The sequence below is a fragment of the Streptomyces sp. NPDC018045 genome (genome assembly GCF_044327445.1).
GTDB lineage: Bacteria > Actinomycetota > Actinomycetes > Streptomycetales > Streptomycetaceae > Streptomyces.
Genome location: NZ_JBIRFL010000001.1, coordinates 153,828 through 172,663 on the forward strand (window position 1 = coordinate 153,828; position 18,836 = coordinate 172,663).

11 protein-coding genes and 1 pseudogene are annotated in these 18,836 nt (G+C 74.1%); 2 read left to right on the forward strand and 10 right to left on the reverse strand.

Translation table 11 applies throughout. From position 1 onward, the window contains the following. Window positions 1–47 precede the first annotated feature (47 nt). The 7 genes from ACH4EB_RS00580 to ACH4EB_RS00610 all read right to left on the reverse strand — a co-directional run bounded on the left by ACH4EB_RS00580 (window position 48) and on the right by ACH4EB_RS00610 (window position 10,444). Entirely contained in the window at window positions 48–4,808 is a 4,761-nt protein-coding gene (locus tag ACH4EB_RS00580) for an FtsK/SpoIIIE domain-containing protein (protein WP_398345043.1), read from the reverse strand. Continuing rightward, window positions 4,805–6,520, reverse strand: a complete 1,716-nt coding sequence (locus ACH4EB_RS00585) for a hypothetical protein (RefSeq protein ID WP_398345044.1) — start codon at window positions 6,518–6,520, stop codon at window positions 4,805–4,807. The genes ACH4EB_RS00580 and ACH4EB_RS00585 overlap by 4 nt, the downstream gene beginning before the upstream one ends. Continuing rightward, window positions 6,517–7,128 carry a sigma-70 family RNA polymerase sigma factor gene (locus ACH4EB_RS00590; RefSeq protein ID WP_398345045.1) on the reverse strand — a complete coding sequence of 204 codons (612 nt, stop codon included), beginning with the start codon at window positions 7,126–7,128 and terminating at the stop codon, window positions 6,517–6,519. Before ACH4EB_RS00590 ends, ACH4EB_RS00585 begins: the two co-directional genes overlap by 4 nt. A 211-nt stretch (window positions 7,129–7,339) precedes the next feature. After that, window positions 7,340–8,035, reverse strand: coding sequence for an alpha/beta fold hydrolase (locus ACH4EB_RS00595; protein ID WP_398345046.1), 696 nt, complete (start codon window positions 8,033–8,035; stop codon window positions 7,340–7,342). 146 nt (window positions 8,036–8,181) lie between these two features. Then, window positions 8,182–8,952 carry an MBL fold metallo-hydrolase gene (locus tag ACH4EB_RS00600; RefSeq protein WP_398345047.1) on the reverse strand — a complete coding sequence of 257 codons (771 nt, stop codon included), beginning with the start codon at window positions 8,950–8,952 and terminating at the stop codon, window positions 8,182–8,184. A gap of 108 nt (window positions 8,953–9,060) precedes the next feature. Continuing rightward, complete coding sequence (locus tag ACH4EB_RS00605) at window positions 9,061–10,167, reverse strand: hypothetical protein (RefSeq protein ID WP_398345048.1); 1,107 nt, start codon at window positions 10,165–10,167, stop codon at window positions 9,061–9,063. A gap of 16 nt (window positions 10,168–10,183) precedes the next feature. Beyond that, complete coding sequence (locus ACH4EB_RS00610; protein ID WP_398345049.1) at window positions 10,184–10,444, reverse strand: hypothetical protein; 261 nt, start codon at window positions 10,442–10,444, stop codon at window positions 10,184–10,186. A 145-nt stretch (window positions 10,445–10,589) separates the two neighbouring features. Between ACH4EB_RS00610 and ACH4EB_RS00615 the strand changes: the two are divergent. Then, window positions 10,590–11,054, forward strand: a pseudogene (locus ACH4EB_RS00615) (PPOX class F420-dependent oxidoreductase); the annotation flags it as partial. A 159-nt stretch (window positions 11,055–11,213) separates the two neighbouring features. On the opposite strand, the gene ACH4EB_RS00620 reads toward ACH4EB_RS00615, so the two are convergent. Further along, the gene (locus tag ACH4EB_RS00620) at window positions 11,214–11,942 is read right to left on the reverse strand and encodes an SDR family NAD(P)-dependent oxidoreductase (RefSeq protein WP_398345050.1); all 729 of its coding nucleotides are present in this window, start codon (window positions 11,940–11,942) and stop codon (window positions 11,214–11,216) included. A gap of 69 nt (window positions 11,943–12,011) precedes the next feature. Here ACH4EB_RS00620 and ACH4EB_RS00625 point away from each other — a divergent pair, with 69 nt between their 5' ends. After that, complete coding sequence (locus tag ACH4EB_RS00625; protein ID WP_398345051.1) at window positions 12,012–12,551, forward strand: MarR family winged helix-turn-helix transcriptional regulator; 540 nt, start codon at window positions 12,012–12,014, stop codon at window positions 12,549–12,551. A 168-nt stretch (window positions 12,552–12,719) separates the two neighbouring features. Here the strand turns inward: ACH4EB_RS00625 and ACH4EB_RS00630 are convergent, their stop codons facing one another. Together ACH4EB_RS00630 and gltB are read right to left on the reverse strand one after the other, a co-directional pair. Beyond that, entirely contained in the window at window positions 12,720–14,180 is a 1,461-nt protein-coding gene (locus ACH4EB_RS00630; RefSeq protein WP_398345052.1) for a glutamate synthase subunit beta, read from the reverse strand. After that, window positions 14,173–18,804, reverse strand: coding sequence for a glutamate synthase large subunit (gene gltB / locus ACH4EB_RS00635; RefSeq protein WP_398345053.1), 4,632 nt, complete (start codon window positions 18,802–18,804; stop codon window positions 14,173–14,175). Before gltB ends, ACH4EB_RS00630 begins: the two co-directional genes overlap by 8 nt. Window positions 18,805–18,836: the final 32 nt, after the last annotated feature.

Below are 18,836 nucleotides of genomic sequence, written 5' to 3' on the forward strand. Positions count from 1 at the left end.
ACCTCTCGTCCGGGGGCGGGGCACCGTCGTATGTGCCGGTCCGCCGGTCAGCCGGCGTCCCCGTCGCGCAGCACCGTCTCCGGCACCAGCACCGACACCAGCGCGCCGGAGACCGGGTCGACGGTCAGCCCGCGGCCCGGCGTCGGACGGCCGCGCAGCAGGTCGTACGGCACCCGTACGCCGAGGATGTCGCCCTCGCCCGGCGACTGCGGCGACAGCAGCACGCCCTTGCGCACCCGCCGTACGAGGCCGAGCCAGCCGATGCCCACCGAGGTCAGCGTCTCGGCGGTGGCGGCCGCGACCAGGCCGATGCCGCGGTCCCGTCCCGTGGTGGCCACCTCGCGCAGCGCCGCGTCGGCGGCGGGGAGCTGGGAGAGCAGATCGGCGTCGTCCACCAGGACCACGGCGGGCCCCGGTTCGGCGGTCAGCGCCGCGGTCACCTCGTCGGCCAGCGGGTCCGGGTCCTGGATGACCACGGCCCGCGGGTGCCGGGCCAGGCCGCGCAGCGGCGATTCGCGCGGGGTGAGCGCGACCACCCGGGTGCCGCCGGCCAGCAGGGACACCGCGAGGGTGGTGAGCGCGGTGGACCGGCCGCTGCCGGGCGGGCCGCTGATGAGGAAGGACGGCGCGTCGGCCGCGAAGTCCACGCCGATGGCGGACAGTTCGTCGCCGCCGACACCGAGCAGACCCCACAGGGGGCGCCGGTCGGCCGCGGGGACCTTCTCGTACGCGTCGGTGAAGGACACCTGACGGGGCAGGCTCAGCACGCGCGCGGGGCGGCGCGCGGCGGGCACGTCCCGGTCGCGCCGTTCGGCCTGCTCGCCGATCCGCTTGAGCGCCTCGGCCTGGTCGCGGCCGGTGACCGGCGCACCCTCTTCCCGCAGGGCCTGCTCGCCGAGCAGCGCGACCTGCACCTCGGTGGCGCTGCCGCCGCGCCAGCCGCGGCCCTGCGGGACGACGGCCGGCACCTGCTTGGGCGGGACGCCCGCCAGGCTGTACTCGTTGCGGTCGGTCAGCCGGAGCAGCAGGCGCTCGTCGTTGAGCGAGGCGACCTTGCCGGTCATCAGCGCGCGTTCGGACGTGGCGATGACGTGCAGGCCCATCGGCGCGCCCTCGCGCAGCAGCGCGGTCAGCTCCTGGACCGGGCGGCCGCCGTCGTGGTCGCCGAGCAGCGCGGCCAGTGAGTCCCAGCCGTCGATCAGGACGACCACGTGGGCGGGGCGTTCGGCGGGCGGCAGCAGGTTGCGCAGTTCGGTGAGGTTGGCCGCGCCGTGCGAGGTGAGCAGTTCCTGGCGGGCGCTCATCTCGGCGGTCAGCCGGGACAGCAGCCGGCCCAGCCGTTCCAGGTCGGCGCGCGGTACGACGGCACCGCAGTGCGGCAGCGCGGACAGCGCCGCCAGCGCGCCGCCCGCCGCGTCGATGCCGTACAGGTGCACGTCGGCGCTGGAGTGGCGCCGGGCCAGGGCACCGCCGATGGTGCGCAGGACCTGGGAGCGGCCGGAGCGCGGGGTGCCCAGGACGTACAGGTGCCCGAAGCGGGTCAGGTCCAGTTCCAGGGGCTCCTGGCGCTGGGCGCCCGGCAGGTCGGCCAGGGCCCAGGCGACCGGCGCGAGGCGCCCGTCGGCCGGGTCGGGCCGCTCGGGGAGTTCGGCCAGGCTGACGGCGGGCGGCAGCGCGGGCAGCCAGGGGCTGGGCTGGCGCTCGATCTCCAACTGCGCGGCGGCCTCCTGGACCGCGTCCACCAGGGCCGTCAGGTCGGTGGGCGCGTCGCGGTCCTCCATCGCCTCCTGGATGGCATCGAAGAGGTCCGCGGTCTCCTCGGCGGGTTCGGCGGCCGTACGGCCCAGCAGCGACCAGGTCAGTTCGCTGGTCCACACGTCGGCCTCGGCCCGGGTTCCCGCCCGGGCGCCCTGGCCCGCTTCCCCGGCGTCCTGGGGCGCGGCCTGCGCGCCGTCGCGTACGGCGCCGACGAAGGCGGTCTGGAACGGCAGCACCGAGCGGTGCCCGATGCGCGCCAGGGCGCGGCCCGGGGTGTCGCTGGAGATGCTCACCGCGTCGTTGACCTCCAGGACGTCCTGGCTGTCGAGGGCGTCGGTGACACGCAGCGAGATCCGCAGGTTGGTGTTGGCGCGGATGTCGGCGGTGACCACACCGGCCGGGCGCTGGGTGGCGAGCAGCAGGTGCAGGCCGAGCGAGCGGCCGCGCTGCGCGATGCCGACCAGGCCGGGTACGAATTCGGGCACGTCGCGGGCGAGGGTGGCGAACTCGTCGATGATGAGCAGCAGTCTCGGCAGCGGCGCCATCGCGGGGTCGCGGCGGCGCATCGCCCGGTACTCGGTGTGGTCCTTGGCGCTCGCGTCGGCGAGGACGCGCTCGCGGCGGGTCAGTTCGGCGGTCAGTGAGGTCAGTGCCCGCTCGACCAGGTGGCTGTCCAGGTCGGTGACCATGCCCAGCACGTGCGGCAGCCGTTCGCAGCCTGCGAAGGCGCTGCCGCCCTTGTAGTCGACGAGCACGAACGTCATCTCGTCCGGCCGGTTGACCGCCGCCAGGGACGCCACCAGCGTCTGGAGCAGCTCGGACTTGCCGGCACCGGTGGTGCCCGCGATCAGGCCGTGCGGCCCGTCCTTGACCAGGTCGAAGGTGACCGGGCCGGTGTAGCCGGCGCCGAGCAGCACGCCGGTGGAGGCCGGGCGTTTGGTCCAGCGGGCGGCCAGTTCGGCGGCCTGCGGCGGTTCCAGGTTCAGCAGGTCCAGCAGCTTGACGCGGTCCGGCAGGCCGTCGGAGCCGTCGGGGGTGACGTCGCGGACGGGGGCCAGCGACCGGGCGATCCGCTCGCACCAGCCGGTGTCCACCAGGTCGGGCCGGATGCCGGTGAGGTCGGCGCTGCCGGTACGGCGCAGTGTCACCTCGCGGGCGCCGACCGCGCACACGGTGACGCACTCCTCGGGGAGCATCCGCTCCTCCTGGTCCAGGCAGATCAGGAAGACCCGCACGGCCGGGCCCTCCTTGAGCACCTGCACCACGCCGGGCACGTCCCGCAGCCGCCGCGCTCCGTCCAGGACGACGACGAGGTCGGGTTCGGCCAGCAGGGCGCCGCCCATCGCCGACTCCCGGGAGCGGGCCCGGGAGCGGATCGCGGAGACCAGTTCGGAGACCCGGTTGGCGACCGTCTCCGGGTCGTTGCCGACGGTCACGGTGGGCCCGCCGGCGGTCGGCGCGGCGACGCCGCCCTCGCCGGGGCGGGCGTGCGGCAGCCAGCGCACCCACCCCCAGGATGGGGCGCCCGCCGCGTCGGTGAGCACGGTGATCCGTACGTCGCGTGGGCTGTGCAGGATCGCGGCCTGCGCCACCGTCCAGCGGGCCAGCGCCCGGGCGCCGTCGGTCTCGCCCGAGATGCCGACCACGCCGTCCCCGCACAGGTCCACGCCGATCGGCATGTCGGGGATCTGCCAGTTCACCGAGCGGTGGTTGTCCTCGCGGGAGCTGTCCTCGATCGTCAGCAGCGACGCCTGGCGGACGGTGCCGACGCGCAGCAGCAGGTGGTCCGGGTGGCCGCGGCGGCGCTCCCACAGCCGGGCGCCGGGGCCGACGGCCCACATGCCGGCGGCGGCCGGGTCGGGGCCGGCGGCGACCCGCAGGCCGCGCTCGCGCTCGACCATTCCCTTGACGTCCTGCTCCAGCGAGGCGCGCCGGGCGCGGTAGTTGGCGACCGAGGTGAGGAAGTCGCGCCAGCCGCTGCGCTTGGAGCTGATCCAGTTGCCGATGGCGAGGACCGGGCTGAAGAACGCGAACATCAGGTAGAAGTACGAGTGCAGGAAGACGACCATGCCGATGCCCATGAACATCGGCGCGATCACCACCAGCAGCGGGATGGTGCGCCGGGGCGGCGGTACGGGCGGCGAGGGCAGCGTGAACCGCTCCGGCACCAGCGGCGGGACGATCCGCGGCGGCCGGTTGAAGTCCAGGTGGGCGCCGTCCTCGGAGGACGTCACGGCGGCGTCCGCCTCGGTGGGCTCGGCCACCCGCAGCAGGTACGCGCCCAGCCGCAGCTCGCCGCCGAGCGGCCACTCCACCCAGCCTTCGGGGACGGGCCGGTGGGTGTCGGCGTAGGGGTCGGGCAGTTCGGGGGGCGGCGGGGGCGGCAGCGGGGCGGCGTCGGCGCGGGGCCGGGCGGGCGGCGGCTCGGGCACCGACAGGGCCACGTCGGAGCGGTGGCCCGGCGTGGGCCTGCCGCCGGCCGGCGGCAGGCCGTCGGCGGACGGGCGGGCGGCCTGGGTGGCGTCCAGCAGCACGGTGCCGTCCGGGCGGACGGTGATCCGGATGCCCGCGCCGGGCACGTCGCGGCCCCGGAGGCGTACCGAACTGCCCGCTGCCGGGCCGACGGTGTGGGTGCCGACGTCCAGCGGCCAGACCCGCCCGGCGCCCCGGCCGCCGATGAGCTGGAGTTCCACGCGGGGCGCGCGCGGCAGCCGCTCACCGTCGGCGGAACGGGACGGGGGCGGCAGCTCGGCCCGGCCGGGCCCGTAGCCGCCGTCCGGCTCGGGCGGTACGGGGCCGCCGAGGCCGAGCGTGGCACCGTCGCGGATGCCGGTGGCGGACAGCGGCAGGTCGGCGGGGAGTTCGCGGTCGCCGAGGAAGAGGGCGGGGGGCGCGTCGCCGGTGGCGTGGTCACCGGCGAGGCGTGCGGACAGGGCGCCGACGGTGGTCGAGCCCGGAGTGTGCAGGACCAGGTCGCGCCGCTCGGGGGCGGGCTGCGGTGAGCCGGGCCGGGCCGGCGCGGCCGGAGCGAGGGTGACGAAGAGTCTCACGGGGTACGAGGGGTCCGTTCCTGAGGATCGCCGGGGGCGGCGGGGTCGGAGTCGGCGGCGGAGGGGCCGGAGGGGCCGGAGGCGGCGGACACCCCGGCCAGGCCGGGCGGCGCGGCGGCGGCCCGGGGTTCGGCCAGGTCCGGTTCGGCGAAGTCGGCACCGGAGCAGGCACCGGCCGGGGTGCCGGCTTCCGGGGCGCCGGTCGCGGCCGGGTGGTGGCCGGGTGCGTCCGGCCGCCGCGCGGGTACGGGCGCGGGCGCCGCCGTTTCGGGCGCGACCGCCGGAGCGGGCACGCCCGGCCCGGGCTCGGCGAAGTCGGCGTCGGCAGCGGCGGCTTCGCGGGGTGCCGCGCCCTGGTGGGCGGCGTGGCCGCCGTACGGAGGCGGAGCGGTGGGTCCGGCGAGCGGCCCGGGCTCCGGCAGGGGCGCGGCGGTCGCGGCCGCCGGCCGTTCCCATGCCGGCTGGGCGGGGGCCGGAGCGGGCTCGGGCTTGCGCAGGTCCGGCTGCACCGGGGCCGGTTCCCGTACGGGCTGAGCCGGGCCGCCGTGACCGGAGCCCGGCGCCGCGCCCGTATCCGTACCGGCGCCCGGGCCCGCACCCGCGCCCGGCAGGACGCAGTGCGGCGCGCGCAGCCGGCGCCGGACCGCGCGGGCCACGACCGGGCCGAGTGCGGGCGACTCCACGTCCACCCGCGGCCCGGGGCCGAGCAGCCGGCCGTCCGGTTCGGCGTGCAGGACCCAGCAGGCGCCCGGCAGCCGGCCGCCGACGAGCGCGCGGGCGCGCCCCCGTGCGCACAGGTCGGCGAGGCGTGCCGCCTGTTCGGCCGTGGGCGCCCAGCAGGCGACCACCGGCACGTCCGCCCCGGCCGGAACCCCCGGCGCCGCCGCGCCCTCCGGCGCTGCCCACCGGTCCGTGGCCAGCTCCCCGAGGAGTTCGTCCAGCGGACGGCCCGGGAAGCGCGGGTGCACGCCGTGCGCCACCAGGACCGGCGGCCCGTCCGGCATCCGGTCCACCTGCGCCGCCAGCGCCTGGAGCACGCTGCGGGTCACCCGCGTATCGCCCTCGACGGCCAGTGCGGCGGGGCCGCGCAGCCAGTCGACGAGCACCACGCCGGTGGCCTTGCGGTCCACGCCGAGGACGAGCGGCAGCCGTACGGCGCGCCCGTGCGCCGCCGAGGAACCCCGTACCGCGTCGGCGGGCGCGGACCAGGTCCACTCCCCCGGTTCGTCCTTCGCGTCCGTCCAGGGCAGGACCGGGCCGGTGGCACCGGCCGGGTCGCGGCCCGCGACGACGACGTGGACGCGGTCCCGGGCCGGGGCCAGCAGGACGGTCGGCGCGTAGCAGCCGTCGCCCGCGTCCGCGTCCGCGCGGTCGAGCGCCGCGCGGGACACGTCGTACGCGGCCGGATCGGCGAAGTACCCGGCCAGGGTCCGGGCGCAGCGCCGGTGCCGCAGATAGGCACGGAGCGGCGCGGTGAACGCCCGCGCGGTCATCCGGACCTCCCAGGCGATCCGGCGGCAGGTGCGGCGCAGGCCGCCCTGTCTGCGCACGGTCCGGGCGATCAGCCAGATGAGCAGGACGAGGACGACGAGGAAGCCGATGAGGATCAGCCAGGAGGTGCGGTCCGGCATACCGAGGGCCAGTGGCACCGGGAACTGCGCCGGCGCCGTGGCGGCCGCCGTGCCCGGCGGCATCGTGCCCGGGCCGCTCATCCGCGGTCCCGGGCGTCGGGCGCGGCGGCCCGCCGCAGGTGGTGCATCGCGTGGTGCAGCCGGGACTTCACCGTGCCGGGCGGTATGCCCAGCGCGTGCGCCGTATCGGGTCCGGAACAGCCGAGCAGGTATGTGTACACCAGAACCTCTCGATGGGGGCGGGACAGTTGGGCGAGCAACTCCACGACGTGCGTCCGCTCCACGACACGCGCGACCTCGTCCGCCGGGCCGGCGGTCTCCGGCGGCAGCCCGGTCGGCACCGCCGGCCGGGAGCTGTCGCGCCGGCTCCAGTCGATCACGACGTTGCGGGCGACCCTGAACAGCCAGGGCAGGCCCGGTTCCCACCCGGCCTCGCGCCGGGCACCCCGTACACGGCAGAGGTCGCTCTCCAGCCAGGCACGCAGCAGCGTCTCCTGGACGACGTCCTCAGCGCGCTGCGGGTCGGCGGGCAGCAGGCCGGTGACGTACCGTAACAGCGGCTGGCGGTACGTCAGTACGAGGGCGGTGATGCGGTCCTCGGTGAGCGGCCGGACGGATGGCGGGGAGACCGGCGCGGGAGGTTCCGGCGCGGCGGCAGGGCCCCGGGCCGGTATCGCCGGTTCGGTCATCGCTGTGCTGCCTCAGGGGATTTCGGGTCGCCGGTCCGCGGGCCGACCGGGGCGGGTGGTTGCTACTACCACGGACCACACCCTAATCAGCCGTCACGGACCGCGGCAAAGCGCCCCGGGCGCGGGCCGGCGCCCGCACAGGTCCGGCCACGGGCCAGACGGTGCAAGTCTGAACATCCGTACCAATTCCGGCAGGCGCGGCGCCGTCGCGTCAGATCCAGCCCTCCAGCGACTTCAGGAAACCGTCGAAGTCGTCCCGGTGGATGGTGTGCCCGGCGCCCTCGACCGTACGGACCTCGAAGCCGCGCGCCGCCACCCGCTCCTTGTCCGCCTCCGTGAAGAGAAAGCCCTCCCCCGCCACCTGCACCAGGGAGGGGACCACCGGCCGCTCCGGTATGCGCTCCTTGAGGTTGCCGCCGGAGAGGGCGAGCGCCGTGTCGGGGTCCCACACCCCGATCGTCGCCATCTCGATCTCGACGTCGGCCTCCTCCCAGCGCGGGTTGAAGCCCCGCACCATCTGGTGACTGGCGCGCTTGAACTCGACGAACAGCGCGGGGTCCATCGGGCGATCGGTGTTGCCGAGGGTCCAGGCCGGGTCCGAGTAGACGGCGCGGCGCGGGCGCAGCCGCTCGGCCGCCAGCGACAGCGCCAGCGCGCCGAGCGAGTGACCGAGCGCCAGTTCCACGTCCGCGGGCAGGGTCTCCACCAGGTCGTCGGCGAACAGCTCGGCGCCGTAGGGGCCACGCGGGCTGGCTCCGTGGCCGCGCAGGTCGACGGCGATGACGCGGTAGCCGCGTTCGGCCAGCGCGGGGCCCACCCGGCGCCAGGTCCGGTGGTCCGACATGATGCCGTGGACCAGTACCGCGACCCGGTCACCGGTGCCCCACTCGTGGGTGTGTAGCTGCATCGCAAAGCCTTCCTGTTCCGTTCCGCGCCGCGGTCGGGCAGCGCACCGGACCCCATTCTCACCTCAGGGGCGAACGGCCTTTCGCTCCTGACGAAGGCTTCGGGTAAGCCGTCACCCTGCCCGTGGCCCCTGGCCGGGCGTCCGGCTCACAGCCAGTCGGTCTCCGGCGTGGCCTCCTGAAGGGCGCGCGCCGCGCCCGTACGCAACGGTTCCCCGTGCGGTACGCACAGGGCGTCCACGCCGGGCAGCGCGGCCAGCCGCCGGAAGGAGGCGACGGCCGCGTCCCGGTCGACGTTGAAGGGGCCCAGGATGACCCGGCCGTCCGGCCCCACCGCTATGAGATCGCCGGTGAACAGCACACCGGCGGCGGGCAGGTGGACGGCGGTGCTGCCCGGGGTGTGGCCGGGCACGTGGAGCACCCGGGCGGGCTCGGGCCAGTCGTCGAGCAGGTCGCCGTCGTGGAGTTCGACATCCACCCGCACGTGCTTGAGCGGCGGTGTGCCCGCCTCCGCCAGGCCCGACAGCACCTGTTCGATCACGGGCTCTTCGATGGGGGTGAGCACCGGCGGCGGCTCGGGCGTGGTGCCGCTGACGGCCGGCGCGTCCGCCGCGCCCGCCAGGACGCGGGCGCCGGTGGCGGCCACCAGGTCGGCGGCCGAGCCCATGTGGTCGATGTGGGAGTGGGTCAGCACGATCTGCCGCAGCGCGTCCGGCTTCCCGCCGAGTCGGGTCACCGCCTCCAGGATCGCGGGGGCCGAGCCCGGGACGCCGGTGTCGACGGCCGCGAACCCGCCGCCGGACAGCCGTACGAGGTAGACATGGCCCACCGGGAACGGCAGGTGCCACACGTCGGGGACGATCGGGAGGGGGCCGGAGGGAGCGCGGCCGGCCGCGGAAGAGGTCGTCAGGTCCGTCATGACCCGGACGCTAGCGGGCGGCCCGCACGAAGCCATCCGCTGTGCGCCCAGGGCGGATTGTGCGCGCGGCGAACTCCCGCGGCTCCCCCGCCGACCCGCCCCCTGCCCTTACCCCTGTTCCCGCCCTTGCTCCCGGAAGGCCGGCAGCGCGAAGACCCGCTCCTTGGCCGGCTCGTCCATGATCTCCACCAGGGGCAGCACCGCGTCCCACAGGTCCTGCTTCTCGACCTCCAGCACCATCGCGTCCAGTTCCGCGTCCGGCAGCGCCCCGGCCGTGTCCGCCACCACCTTCCGGGACTCCGGCGGCAACGCCCCCACCAGCGGCAGGAACTCCGCCCACAGCCCGGTCGCGACCACCGCCCGCACGACCGCGCCGAGCACCTGGGCGTCGCGCAGCGACGGCAGGGCGGCGACCGCGCGCCGGTCCGCCTCGGACAGCAGGGCCACCAACGGCAGCAGCGACTCCCACAGCTCCTGCTCGTGCACGGTACGGACGAGCCCGTCCAGCCGTACGGGGTCCTGGCGGGCGGCGAGGGCGGCCACCCGGGCACGCCGCTCCGGCCCGGCCAGTCCGGCCACGGCCAGCGCCTCGGGCCACAGGCCGTTCCCGGCCGCCGCCACCACCGAGGCCAGCCGCTCCTCACCCATCAGTTCCAGGATGGCGTCGAGGCGTTCGGGCATGTCGATGAAGAAGCCGACGCGCAACACCACCTCGTCGTCGACGGTCCGCAGGATCCTCTCCAGGGCCCGGTCGCGCAGATGGCCGACGAAGCGCCCCATCGTCAGGTGATCGCCGCGTTCGGCGAGGGCGACGGCGATACGGACCACGAGGTCCTCGTCCAGCCGGTCCACGACCCCGGCGATCCGGCGGGGGTCCAGGTGGCCGCAGGCCTCGGCGGTGAAGGCGACCGGCAGCTTCTCGATGATGTCGGCGGCGCGCCCGGGCTCCAGCCGCCCGGCCACGGAGGCGGCCAGCCGGGGCCCGAGGGCCTTCTGGGAGATCGCGGCGGCGACACCGGCCGGTACGAGCTTGGTGGCGGCGGCGATCCGGTCGAGCATGTCCGGTACGTCGTCGAAGAGCGCGTCGACGGTACGGGCGCGGAGCTGCCGTACGTCCTCGGCGGGCAGCCCGTGCAGGAAGCCGAGCTGTTCCGGCAGGACGTCGAGAAGCTGGGCGATCTTCTGTGCCTCGGCGCGGTTGCTGAGTGTGTCCATGGGGACCACCGTTCGGTCAGCGGAAGAGGATGCGGCGGACGGGGCCGCGGGCCAGCGCGGGCACCAGCTTCAGGGCTTCTTCGGCCGCGTCGTTGAGGCCCGTGGCACGGCTCTCCTTACGGGCGCGCAACGCGCTTGTCAGCACGCCGAGTTCTTCGGGCGCGGCGGCGGCGAGGCCGGGCGGCGCCGGGGCGCCGAGCGCTTCGGTCAGCGCGCGGAACGCCTCGCTGTGCCCGCCCGCGCCGGTCCGTGCGGCTGTACTCGAACCTGTACCCACCAGTCCTCCCGGGGTGCGGCTACGACGGCTGCCCAGCAGCGTCGTTCCCGGCTGACTTTTAGTCAATAGCGTGGACACGGCGGACCGCGGCCTCCCCCGGTACGTCGGCCCCTTCACCTGCGCGCCACGCCCTAGGCTCGGCCGCATGAGCCCTTCCATCGCCACCAACACCCGCGTGGACCTCGACGGCCTGCTGGAGTTCGCGCGCCCCCGGCACCGCGCGGTCCTGCTCACCCGGCGTTCCGACGGCACGCCGCAGGCATCGCCGCTGACCTGCGGCGTCGATGACTCCGGGCGCCTGGTGATGGCGACGTACCCGGAGCGCGCCAAGGTGCGCAACGCCCGCCGGGCGCCCTCGGTGAGCGTGCTCGTGCTGTCCGACGAGTGGAACGGCCCCTGGGTGCAGGTCGACGGCGAGGCGGAGATCCTGGACGCGCCGGACTCGGTCGAGCCGCTGGTCGAGTACTACCGCACCATCGCGGGCGAGCACCCGGACTGGCACGAGTACCGCGCCGCGATGCTCACGCAGGGCAAGTCGCTGATCCGGGTGACGCCGCTGCGGTGGGGGCCGATCGCGAAGGGCGGCTTCCCGGCCCGCCTCGTCGAGGGGGCGGGCCGGGAGGAGGACCAGGAGGGCGCGGCGGGCCGGAAGGGCACGGGCCCGGACCGGGAGAGGGCGGGCCGGGAGGGCGCGGCCGGTTCCGGGGCGGACGCCGCCGAAGGCTGACGGCCGCCCCGCACCCCCTCTCCCCCCGCTCGCACCGCCTGATCACCGGGTCTTGTACGCCCCTCCGTTCACGTCCAGCACCTGGCCCGTGATATGCCGGGCGCCCTCGGACGCCAGGAACGCCACCGCTGCCGCGATGTCCGCCGGCCGCCCCGCCCGGCCCGTGGCGGTCGCCTCCACCAGCCCCGCACGGCTCTCGTCGGAGAGCTGGTCACGGAAGAACTCGGTGTCCTCGATGTAGCCCGGTGCGACGACGTTGGCGGTGATGCCGCGCGGGCCGAGCACGTCCGCCAGGTCGAGGTTCCAGGTGGCGAGCCCGGCCTTGGCCGCGCCGTACGCGCCCAGGGAGCCCGCCCCGCGCGCCGCGGCGATCGAGCCGATGTGCACGACGGCGCCGCCCGGGGCGAGCCGGTCCTCGACGGCCTTGGTGGTCAGGACCGCGGTGAGCAGGTTGGCGTCGAGGTTGGCCCGGAAGGCCGCCGCGTACGAGGCCAGGCCGGCCCCCGGAGCGGCGTCCAGGTCGGTGTTGCCGCCGGCGTTGTTGACCAGGACGTCCAGCCGTTCGGGCAGTGCGTCCAGGAGGCGGGCCAGCGCGGCGGGGTCGGTGTGGTCGCAGACGACGGCCCGCGCGCCGGTCTCGGCGGCGGCCTTCTCCAGCGGGGCCGCGCGGCGGCCGGTGACGGTGACCGCGTCGCCCTGCTCGGCGAAGCGACGGGCAACGGCCAGGCCGATGCCGGTGGCGCCGCCGGTGACCAGGATGGTGCGTGACATAAGGTAACTCCTGACGTCATTCATTCAGGCCTAAATTTAGATCTGAACGTAACACTCCCAGGAGGGCCCATGGCAAGCGCGGATGTTCCGTACCCCGTCCAGGAGATCGCCGACGCCTGGGAACGCGAACGCCCCGGCACCCCGGTTTCCTCCATCGGGATCGTCACGCCGATCTGGCGGCTGGCCAAGCTGCTGGGCGACGACCGGCGCCGGGTCCTCGCCCGCGCCGGGGTGGACATCGCCACGCTGGACCTGCTCAGCGTGCTGCGCCGCGCCGGGGACCCGTACACCCTCAGCACCCGCGAACTGGCGGCCCGCTCCATGGTGACGGCCGGCGCCGTGTCGCAGCGTGTCGCCCGCGCCGAGCGCGAAGGGCTCGTCGTGCGCCGTCCGGGCGAGGGCCGCCCCCGCACGGTCTGGGTGGAACTGACCCCGGCCGGGCACGAACTGGTCGAGCAGACCGTGGACCAGGTCCTGCACCGGGAGGCCGAACTCGTCTGCGGCCTGACGCCGGACCAGCAGGAACAGCTCACGGAGCTGCTGCGGATCCTCCTCCAGGACGTCCAGACACGGCTCGGGGACGACCGGATCACGCAGGTGGGCGCCTGAGGAACCGATCACACAGGCGGGCACCCGACGGCCGGATCACACGTGGGCACCGGACTCCCGGGCCCGTACCTGCGGCGATGAATGCGGCGCCTGCCCTCCGGTCGGGGAGGTGGACAGGCGCCGCGGTGTTCCGCACGTCGTTGTGCGGGACATCTGTGAGCCGGCCCGCTACACGGTCAGTGCGCGGTCCGTCGGCTTGATGGAGGCGGGCAGCGCGCTGGCGCCCGCGAGGTAGCGGTCCACACCGCGGGCGGCGGAGCGGCCCTCGGCGATGGCCCAGACGATCAGCGACTGACCGCGTCCGGCGTCACCGGCAACGTACACGCCGGGGACGTTGGTGGCGAAGTCGGCGTCGCGGGCGATGTTGCCGCGCGCGTCCAGCTCCAGCCCGAACTGCGACACCAGGCCGTTCTCCTGGTCGGTGCCGGTGAAGCCCATGGCCAGGGTGACGAGCTGCGCGGGGATCTTCCGCTCGGTGCCCGGCTTCGGCTCGGGACGGCCGTCCTTGAACTCCACCTCGACCAGATGCAGCCACTGGACATGGCCGTCCTCGTCGCCCTCGAAGTGGGTGGTGGAGACCGAGTACAGCCGCTCGCCGCCCTCCTCGTGCGCGGAGGTGACCTTGTAGAGCATCGGGAACGTCGGCCACGGCTGATCCGGGTTCCGCTCGTCACCGGGCTTGCCCATGATTTCGAGCTGGGTGACCGAGGCCGCGCCCTGGCGGTGCGCCGTGCCGACGCAGTCCGCGCCGGTGTCGCCGCCGCCGATGACCACGACGTGCTTGCCCTCGGCGGTGATCGGGGTGACGGTCAGATCGCCCTCCTGCACCTTGTTGGCGAGCGGCAGGTACTCCATCGCGAAGTGGATGCCGTTCAGCTCGCGCCCGGGGACGTTCAGGTCGCGGGAGGTGGTGGCGCCGGCGGCGATCACGACGGCGTCGTAGCGCTTGCGCAGCTTGGCGGCGTCGATGTCCCGGCCGATCTCCACCTCCGTACGGAACTTGGTGCCTTCCGCCCGCATCTGCTCGATACGGCGGTTGATGTGACGCTTTTCCATCTTGAACTCGGGGATGCCGTAACGGAGGAGACCACCGATACGGTCCGCGCGCTCGTACACGGCGACGGTGTGACCGGCCCGGGTCAGTTGCTGGGCGGCGGCCAGGCCGGCCGGCCCGGAACCGATGACGGCCACGGTCTTGCCGGACAGCCGCTCCGGCGGCTGCGGGGTGACGTCCCCGCTGTCCCACGCCTTGTCGATGATGGTGACCTCGACGTTCTTGATGGTCACCGGCGGCTGGTTGATGCCCAGCACACACGCCGACTCACAGGGGGCGGGGCACAGGCGACCGGTGAACTCCGGGAAGTTGTTGGTCGCGTGCAGCCGCTCGCTGGCGGCCGTCCAGTCCTCGCGGTAGGCGTAGTCGTTCCACTCGGGGATGAGGTTGCCCAGCGGACAGCCGTTGTGGCAGAAGGGGATGCCGCAGTCCATGCAGCGCCCGGCCTGCTTGCTGATGATCGGCAGCAGCGAACCGGGGACGTAGACCTCGTTCCAGTCCCGGACGCGCTCCTCGACGGGGCGGGTCTCGGCGACCTCGCGGCCGGTGGTCAGGAAGCCCTTGGGGTCAGCCATTGATCGCCGCCTCCATCATCTTCTCGTGGGTCTCGGACTCGGAGAGCCCGGCTCGCTCGGCGGCGTCCTTGGCGGCGAGCACTGCCTGGTAGGTGGCCGGAATGACCTTGCTGAAGCGGGCCAGCGCGGCGTCCCAGTCGGCGAGCAGCTTCGCGGCGACGGTGGAGCCGGTCTCCTCCTGGTGGCGGCGCACGACGTCGTGCAGCCACTGCCGGTCCGTGGCGTCCAGCTCGGTGGAGACGGCGGCGGTCAGCTCACGGTTGACGTTGGCCGGGTCCAGGTCGATCACGTACGCGATGCCGCCGGACATGCCGGCCGCGAAGTTGCGCCCGGTCTCGCCCAGGACGACGGCGTGGCCGCCGGTCATGTACTCGCAGCCGTGGTCACCGACGCCCTCGGACACCACCGTGGCACCGGAGTTGCGGACGCAGAACCGCTCGCCGACCCGGCCGCGCAGGAACAGCTCGCCGCCGGTGGCGCCGTAGGCGAGGGTGTTGCCCGCGATGGTCGAGTACTCGGCCAGGTGGTCGGCGCCGCGGTCCGGGCGGACCACGATCCGGCCGCCGGACAGGCCCTTGCCGACGTAGTCGTTGGCGTCGCCCTCCAGGCGCAGCGTGACGCCGCGCGGCAGGAACGCGCCGAAGGACTGGCCCGCCGAGCCGGTGAAGGTGATGTCGATGGTGTCGTCGGGCAGGCCCGCGCCGCCGAACTTCTTGGTCACCTCATGACCGAGCATGGTGCCGACGGTCCGGTTGATGTTCCGGATCGCCACCTGCGCCCGTACGGGCTGCGCGGCCTCGGCGGTGTCCGCGGACAGCGCGTCGGCGGACAGCTTGATCAGCTCGTTGTCGAGCGCCTTCTCCAGGCCGTGGTCCTGGACGGTGACCTGGTGGCGTACGGCGCCCTCGGGCAGCTCGGGCACGTGCAGCAGCGGGGCCAGGTCCAGGCCCTGCGCCTTCCAGTGGTTGACCGCCTTGGAGGTGTCGAGCAGGCCGGCGTGGCCGATCGCCTCGTCGAGCGAGCGGAAGCCCAGCTCGGCCAGGATCTCGCGGACCTCTTCCGCGATGAACCGGAAGAAGTTGACGATGTATTCGGCCTTGCCGCTGAACCGCTCGCGCAGCGTCGGGTTCTGGGTGGCGATGCCGACCGGGCAGGTGTCCAGGTGGCAGACCCGCATCATGACGCACCCGGAGACCACCAGCGGCGCGGTCGCGAAGCCGTACTCCTCGGCGCCCAGCAGGGCGGCGATGACCACGTCCCGGCCGGTCTTGAGCTGGCCGTCGGTCTGCACCACGATCCGGTCGCGCAGGCCGTTGAGCAGCAGCGTCTGCTGTGTCTCGGCCAGGCCCAGCTCCCAGGGGCCGCCCGCGTGCTTGAGGGAGGTCAGCGGGGAGGCGCCCGTACCGCCGTCGTGACCGGAGATGAGGACCACGTCCGCGTGTGCCTTGGAGACGCCCGCGGCGACCGTGCCGACGCCGACCTCGGAGACCAGCTTCACGTGGATGCGGGCCTGCGGGTTGGCGTTCTTCAGGTCGTGGATGAGCTGGGCGAGGTCCTCGATGGAGTAGATGTCGTGGTGCGGCGGCGGCGAGATCAGGCCCACGCCGGGCGTCGAGTGCCGCGTCCTGGCGACCCACGGGTAGACCTTGTGGCCGGGCAACTGGCCGCCCTCGCCGGGCTTGGCGCCCTGCGCCATCTTGATCTGGATGTCGTCGGAGTTGACCAGGTACTCGCTGGTCACGCCGAAGCGGCCGGAGGCGACCTGCTTGATCGAGGAACGGCGCGCCGGGTCGTACAGCCGCTCCGGGTCCTCGCCGCCCTCACCGGTGTTGGACTTGCCGCCGAGCTGGTTCATGGCGATGGCGAGGGTCTCGTGCGCCTCCTGGGAGATGGAGCCGTACGACATCGCGCCGGTGGAGAAGCGCTTGACGATCTCGGAGACGGGCTCGACCTCCTCCAGCGGCACCGAGGGGCGGTCGGACTTGAAGGAGAACAGGCCGCGCAGCGTCATCAGGCGCTCGGACTGCTCGTTCACCCGCTCCGTGTACTGCTTGAAGATGTCGTAGCGGCGCGAGCGGGTGGAGTGCTGGAGGCGGAAGACCGTGTCCGGGTCGAACAGGTGCGGCTCGCCCTCGCGGCGCCACTGGTACTCGCCGCCGATGTCCAGCGCGCGGTGGGTGGCGGCGATGCCGGTGGCCGGGTACGCCTTGGCGTGCCGGGCGGCGACCTCCTTGGCGATCACGTCGAGGCCGGCGCCGCCGATCTTCGTGGTGGTGCCGTGGAAGTAGGCGTCCACGAAGGACTGGTCCAGGCCGACGGCCTCGAAGACCTGCGCGCCCCGGTAGGAGGCGACGGTGGAGATGCCCATCTTGGACATGACCTTCAGGACGCCCTTGCCGAGCGCCTTGATCAGGTTCTTGATCGCGGCCTCGGGGTCGCTGTCCTTCGGCAGGAACGTGCCGGCCCGGACCAGGTCCTCGACGGACTCCATCGCCAGGTACGGGTTGACGGCGGCGGCGCCGTACCCGATGAGCAGCGCGACGTGATGCACCTCGCGCACGTCACCGGCCTCGACGAGCAGGCCGACCTGGGTGCGCTGCTTGGTGCCGATGAGGTGGTGGTGCACCGCGGCGGTGAGCAGCAGGGACGGGATCGGCGCGTGCTCGGCGTCCGAGTGCCGGTCGGAGAGCACGATCAGGCGGGCGCCGTCCTCGATGGCGGCGTCGGCCTCGGCACAGATCCGGGCGATCCGGGCGGCCAGTGCCTCGCCACCGCCGGAGACCCGGTACAGGCCGGAGAGGGTGACGGCCTTCATGCCGGGCATGTCGCCGTCGGCGTTGATGTGGATGAGCTTGGCCAGCTCATCGTTGTCGATCACCGGGAAGGGCAGCATGACGCTGCGGCAGGAGGCCGCGGTCGGCTCCAGCAGGTTGCCCTGCGGGCCCAGCGAGGAGATCAGCGAGGTGACCAGCTCCTCGCGGATGGCGTCCAGCGGCGGGTTGGTGACCTGCGCGAAGAGCTGGGTGAAGTAGTCGAACAGCAGCCGCGGACGCTCCGAGAGGGCGGCGATCGGCGAGTCCGTGCCCATCGAGCCGATCGGCTCGGCGCCGGCCTTGGCCATCGGCGCCAGGATGACGCGCAGCTCCTCCTCGGTGTAGCCGAAGGTCTGCTGGCGGCGGGTGACCGAGGCGTGGGTGTGCACGATGTGCTCGCGCTCGGGCAGGTCGGCCAGCTCGATCAGGCCCGCGTCCAGCCACTCCTGGTACGGGTTCTCGGCGGCGAGCTGCGCCTTGATCTCGTCGTCCTCGATGATGCGGTGCTCGGCGGTGTCCACCAGGAACATCCGGCCGGGCTGCAGGCGGCCCTTGCGCACGACCCTGGCCGGGTCGATGTCCAGCACGCCGACCTCGGAGGAGAGCACCACCAGGCCGTCGTCGGTGACCCAGTAGCGGCCGGGGCGCAGGCCGTTGCGGTCCAGGACCGCACCGACCTGGGTGCCGTCGGTGAAGGTGACACAGGCCGGACCGTCCCAGGGCTCCATCATCGTGGAGTGGTACGCGTAGAAGGCCCGCCGCGCCGGGTCCATGGAGGCACTGTTCTCCCACGCCTCCGGGACCATCATCAGCACCGAGTGCGGCAGCGAACGGCCGCCGAGGTGCAGCAGCTCCAGCACCTCGTCGAAGGAGGCGGAGTCGGAGGCGTCCGGCGTACAGACCGGGAACAGCCGCTCCAGGTTCTCGCTGTTGCCGGCGGCGTCCGCGAACAGCTTGCTGGCGAGCTGCGACTCGCGGGCCCGCATCCAGTTGCGGTTGCCCTGGACGGTGTTGATCTCGCCGTTGTGGGCGACGAAGCGGTACGGGTGGGCCAGCGGCCAGCTCGGGAAGGTGTTCGTGGAGAAGCGGGAGTGCACCAGCGCGATCGCGGTGGCGAACCGGCGGTCGGACAGGTCCGGGAAGAACGGCTCCAACTGCCCGGTCGTCAGCATGCCCTTGTAGACGATGGTGCGCGCCGACAGCGAGGGGAAGTAGACGCCCGCCTCGCGCTCGGCGCGCTTGCGCAGCACGAACGCCTTGCGGTCCAGGGCGAGGCCGGTCTGCTTGCCGTGCCGGTCCGCGACGAAGAGCTGGGAGAAGGCGGGCATCGTGGCGCGGGCGCCGTTGCCGAGCAGTTGCGGGGCCACCGGGACGACCCGCCAGCCGAGGACGTCCAGGCCCTCCTCGGACGCGATCGTCTCGATCCGTGAGACGGCAGCCGCGGCGTCCTCGGCCACGGACGGCAGGAAGGCGATGCCCACGGCGTACGCGCCGGCGGCGGGCAGGCCGAAGGTGACGCTCTCGCGCAGGAAGGCGTCCGGGATCTGGAGCAGGATGCCGGCACCGTCGCCCGAGTCGGGCTCGGAGCCGGTCGCGCCGCGGTGTTCAAGGTTGCGCAGGACGGTGAGGGCCTGTTCGACCAGTGCATGGCTGGGCTCGCCGGTGAGGGTCGCCACGAAGCCGACGCCGCAGGCGTCGTGCTCGTTGCGGGGGTCGTACATCCCCTGCGGGGCGGGGCGCCCGTCCATGGGCGACCAGGGGGCGGCGCTGGCGCTGCCGGTGGTCGCGGAGTGCGTGGACGCGGAACGCATCGGCTCTCCCAACGTCGTCGTGGCAATGGGGG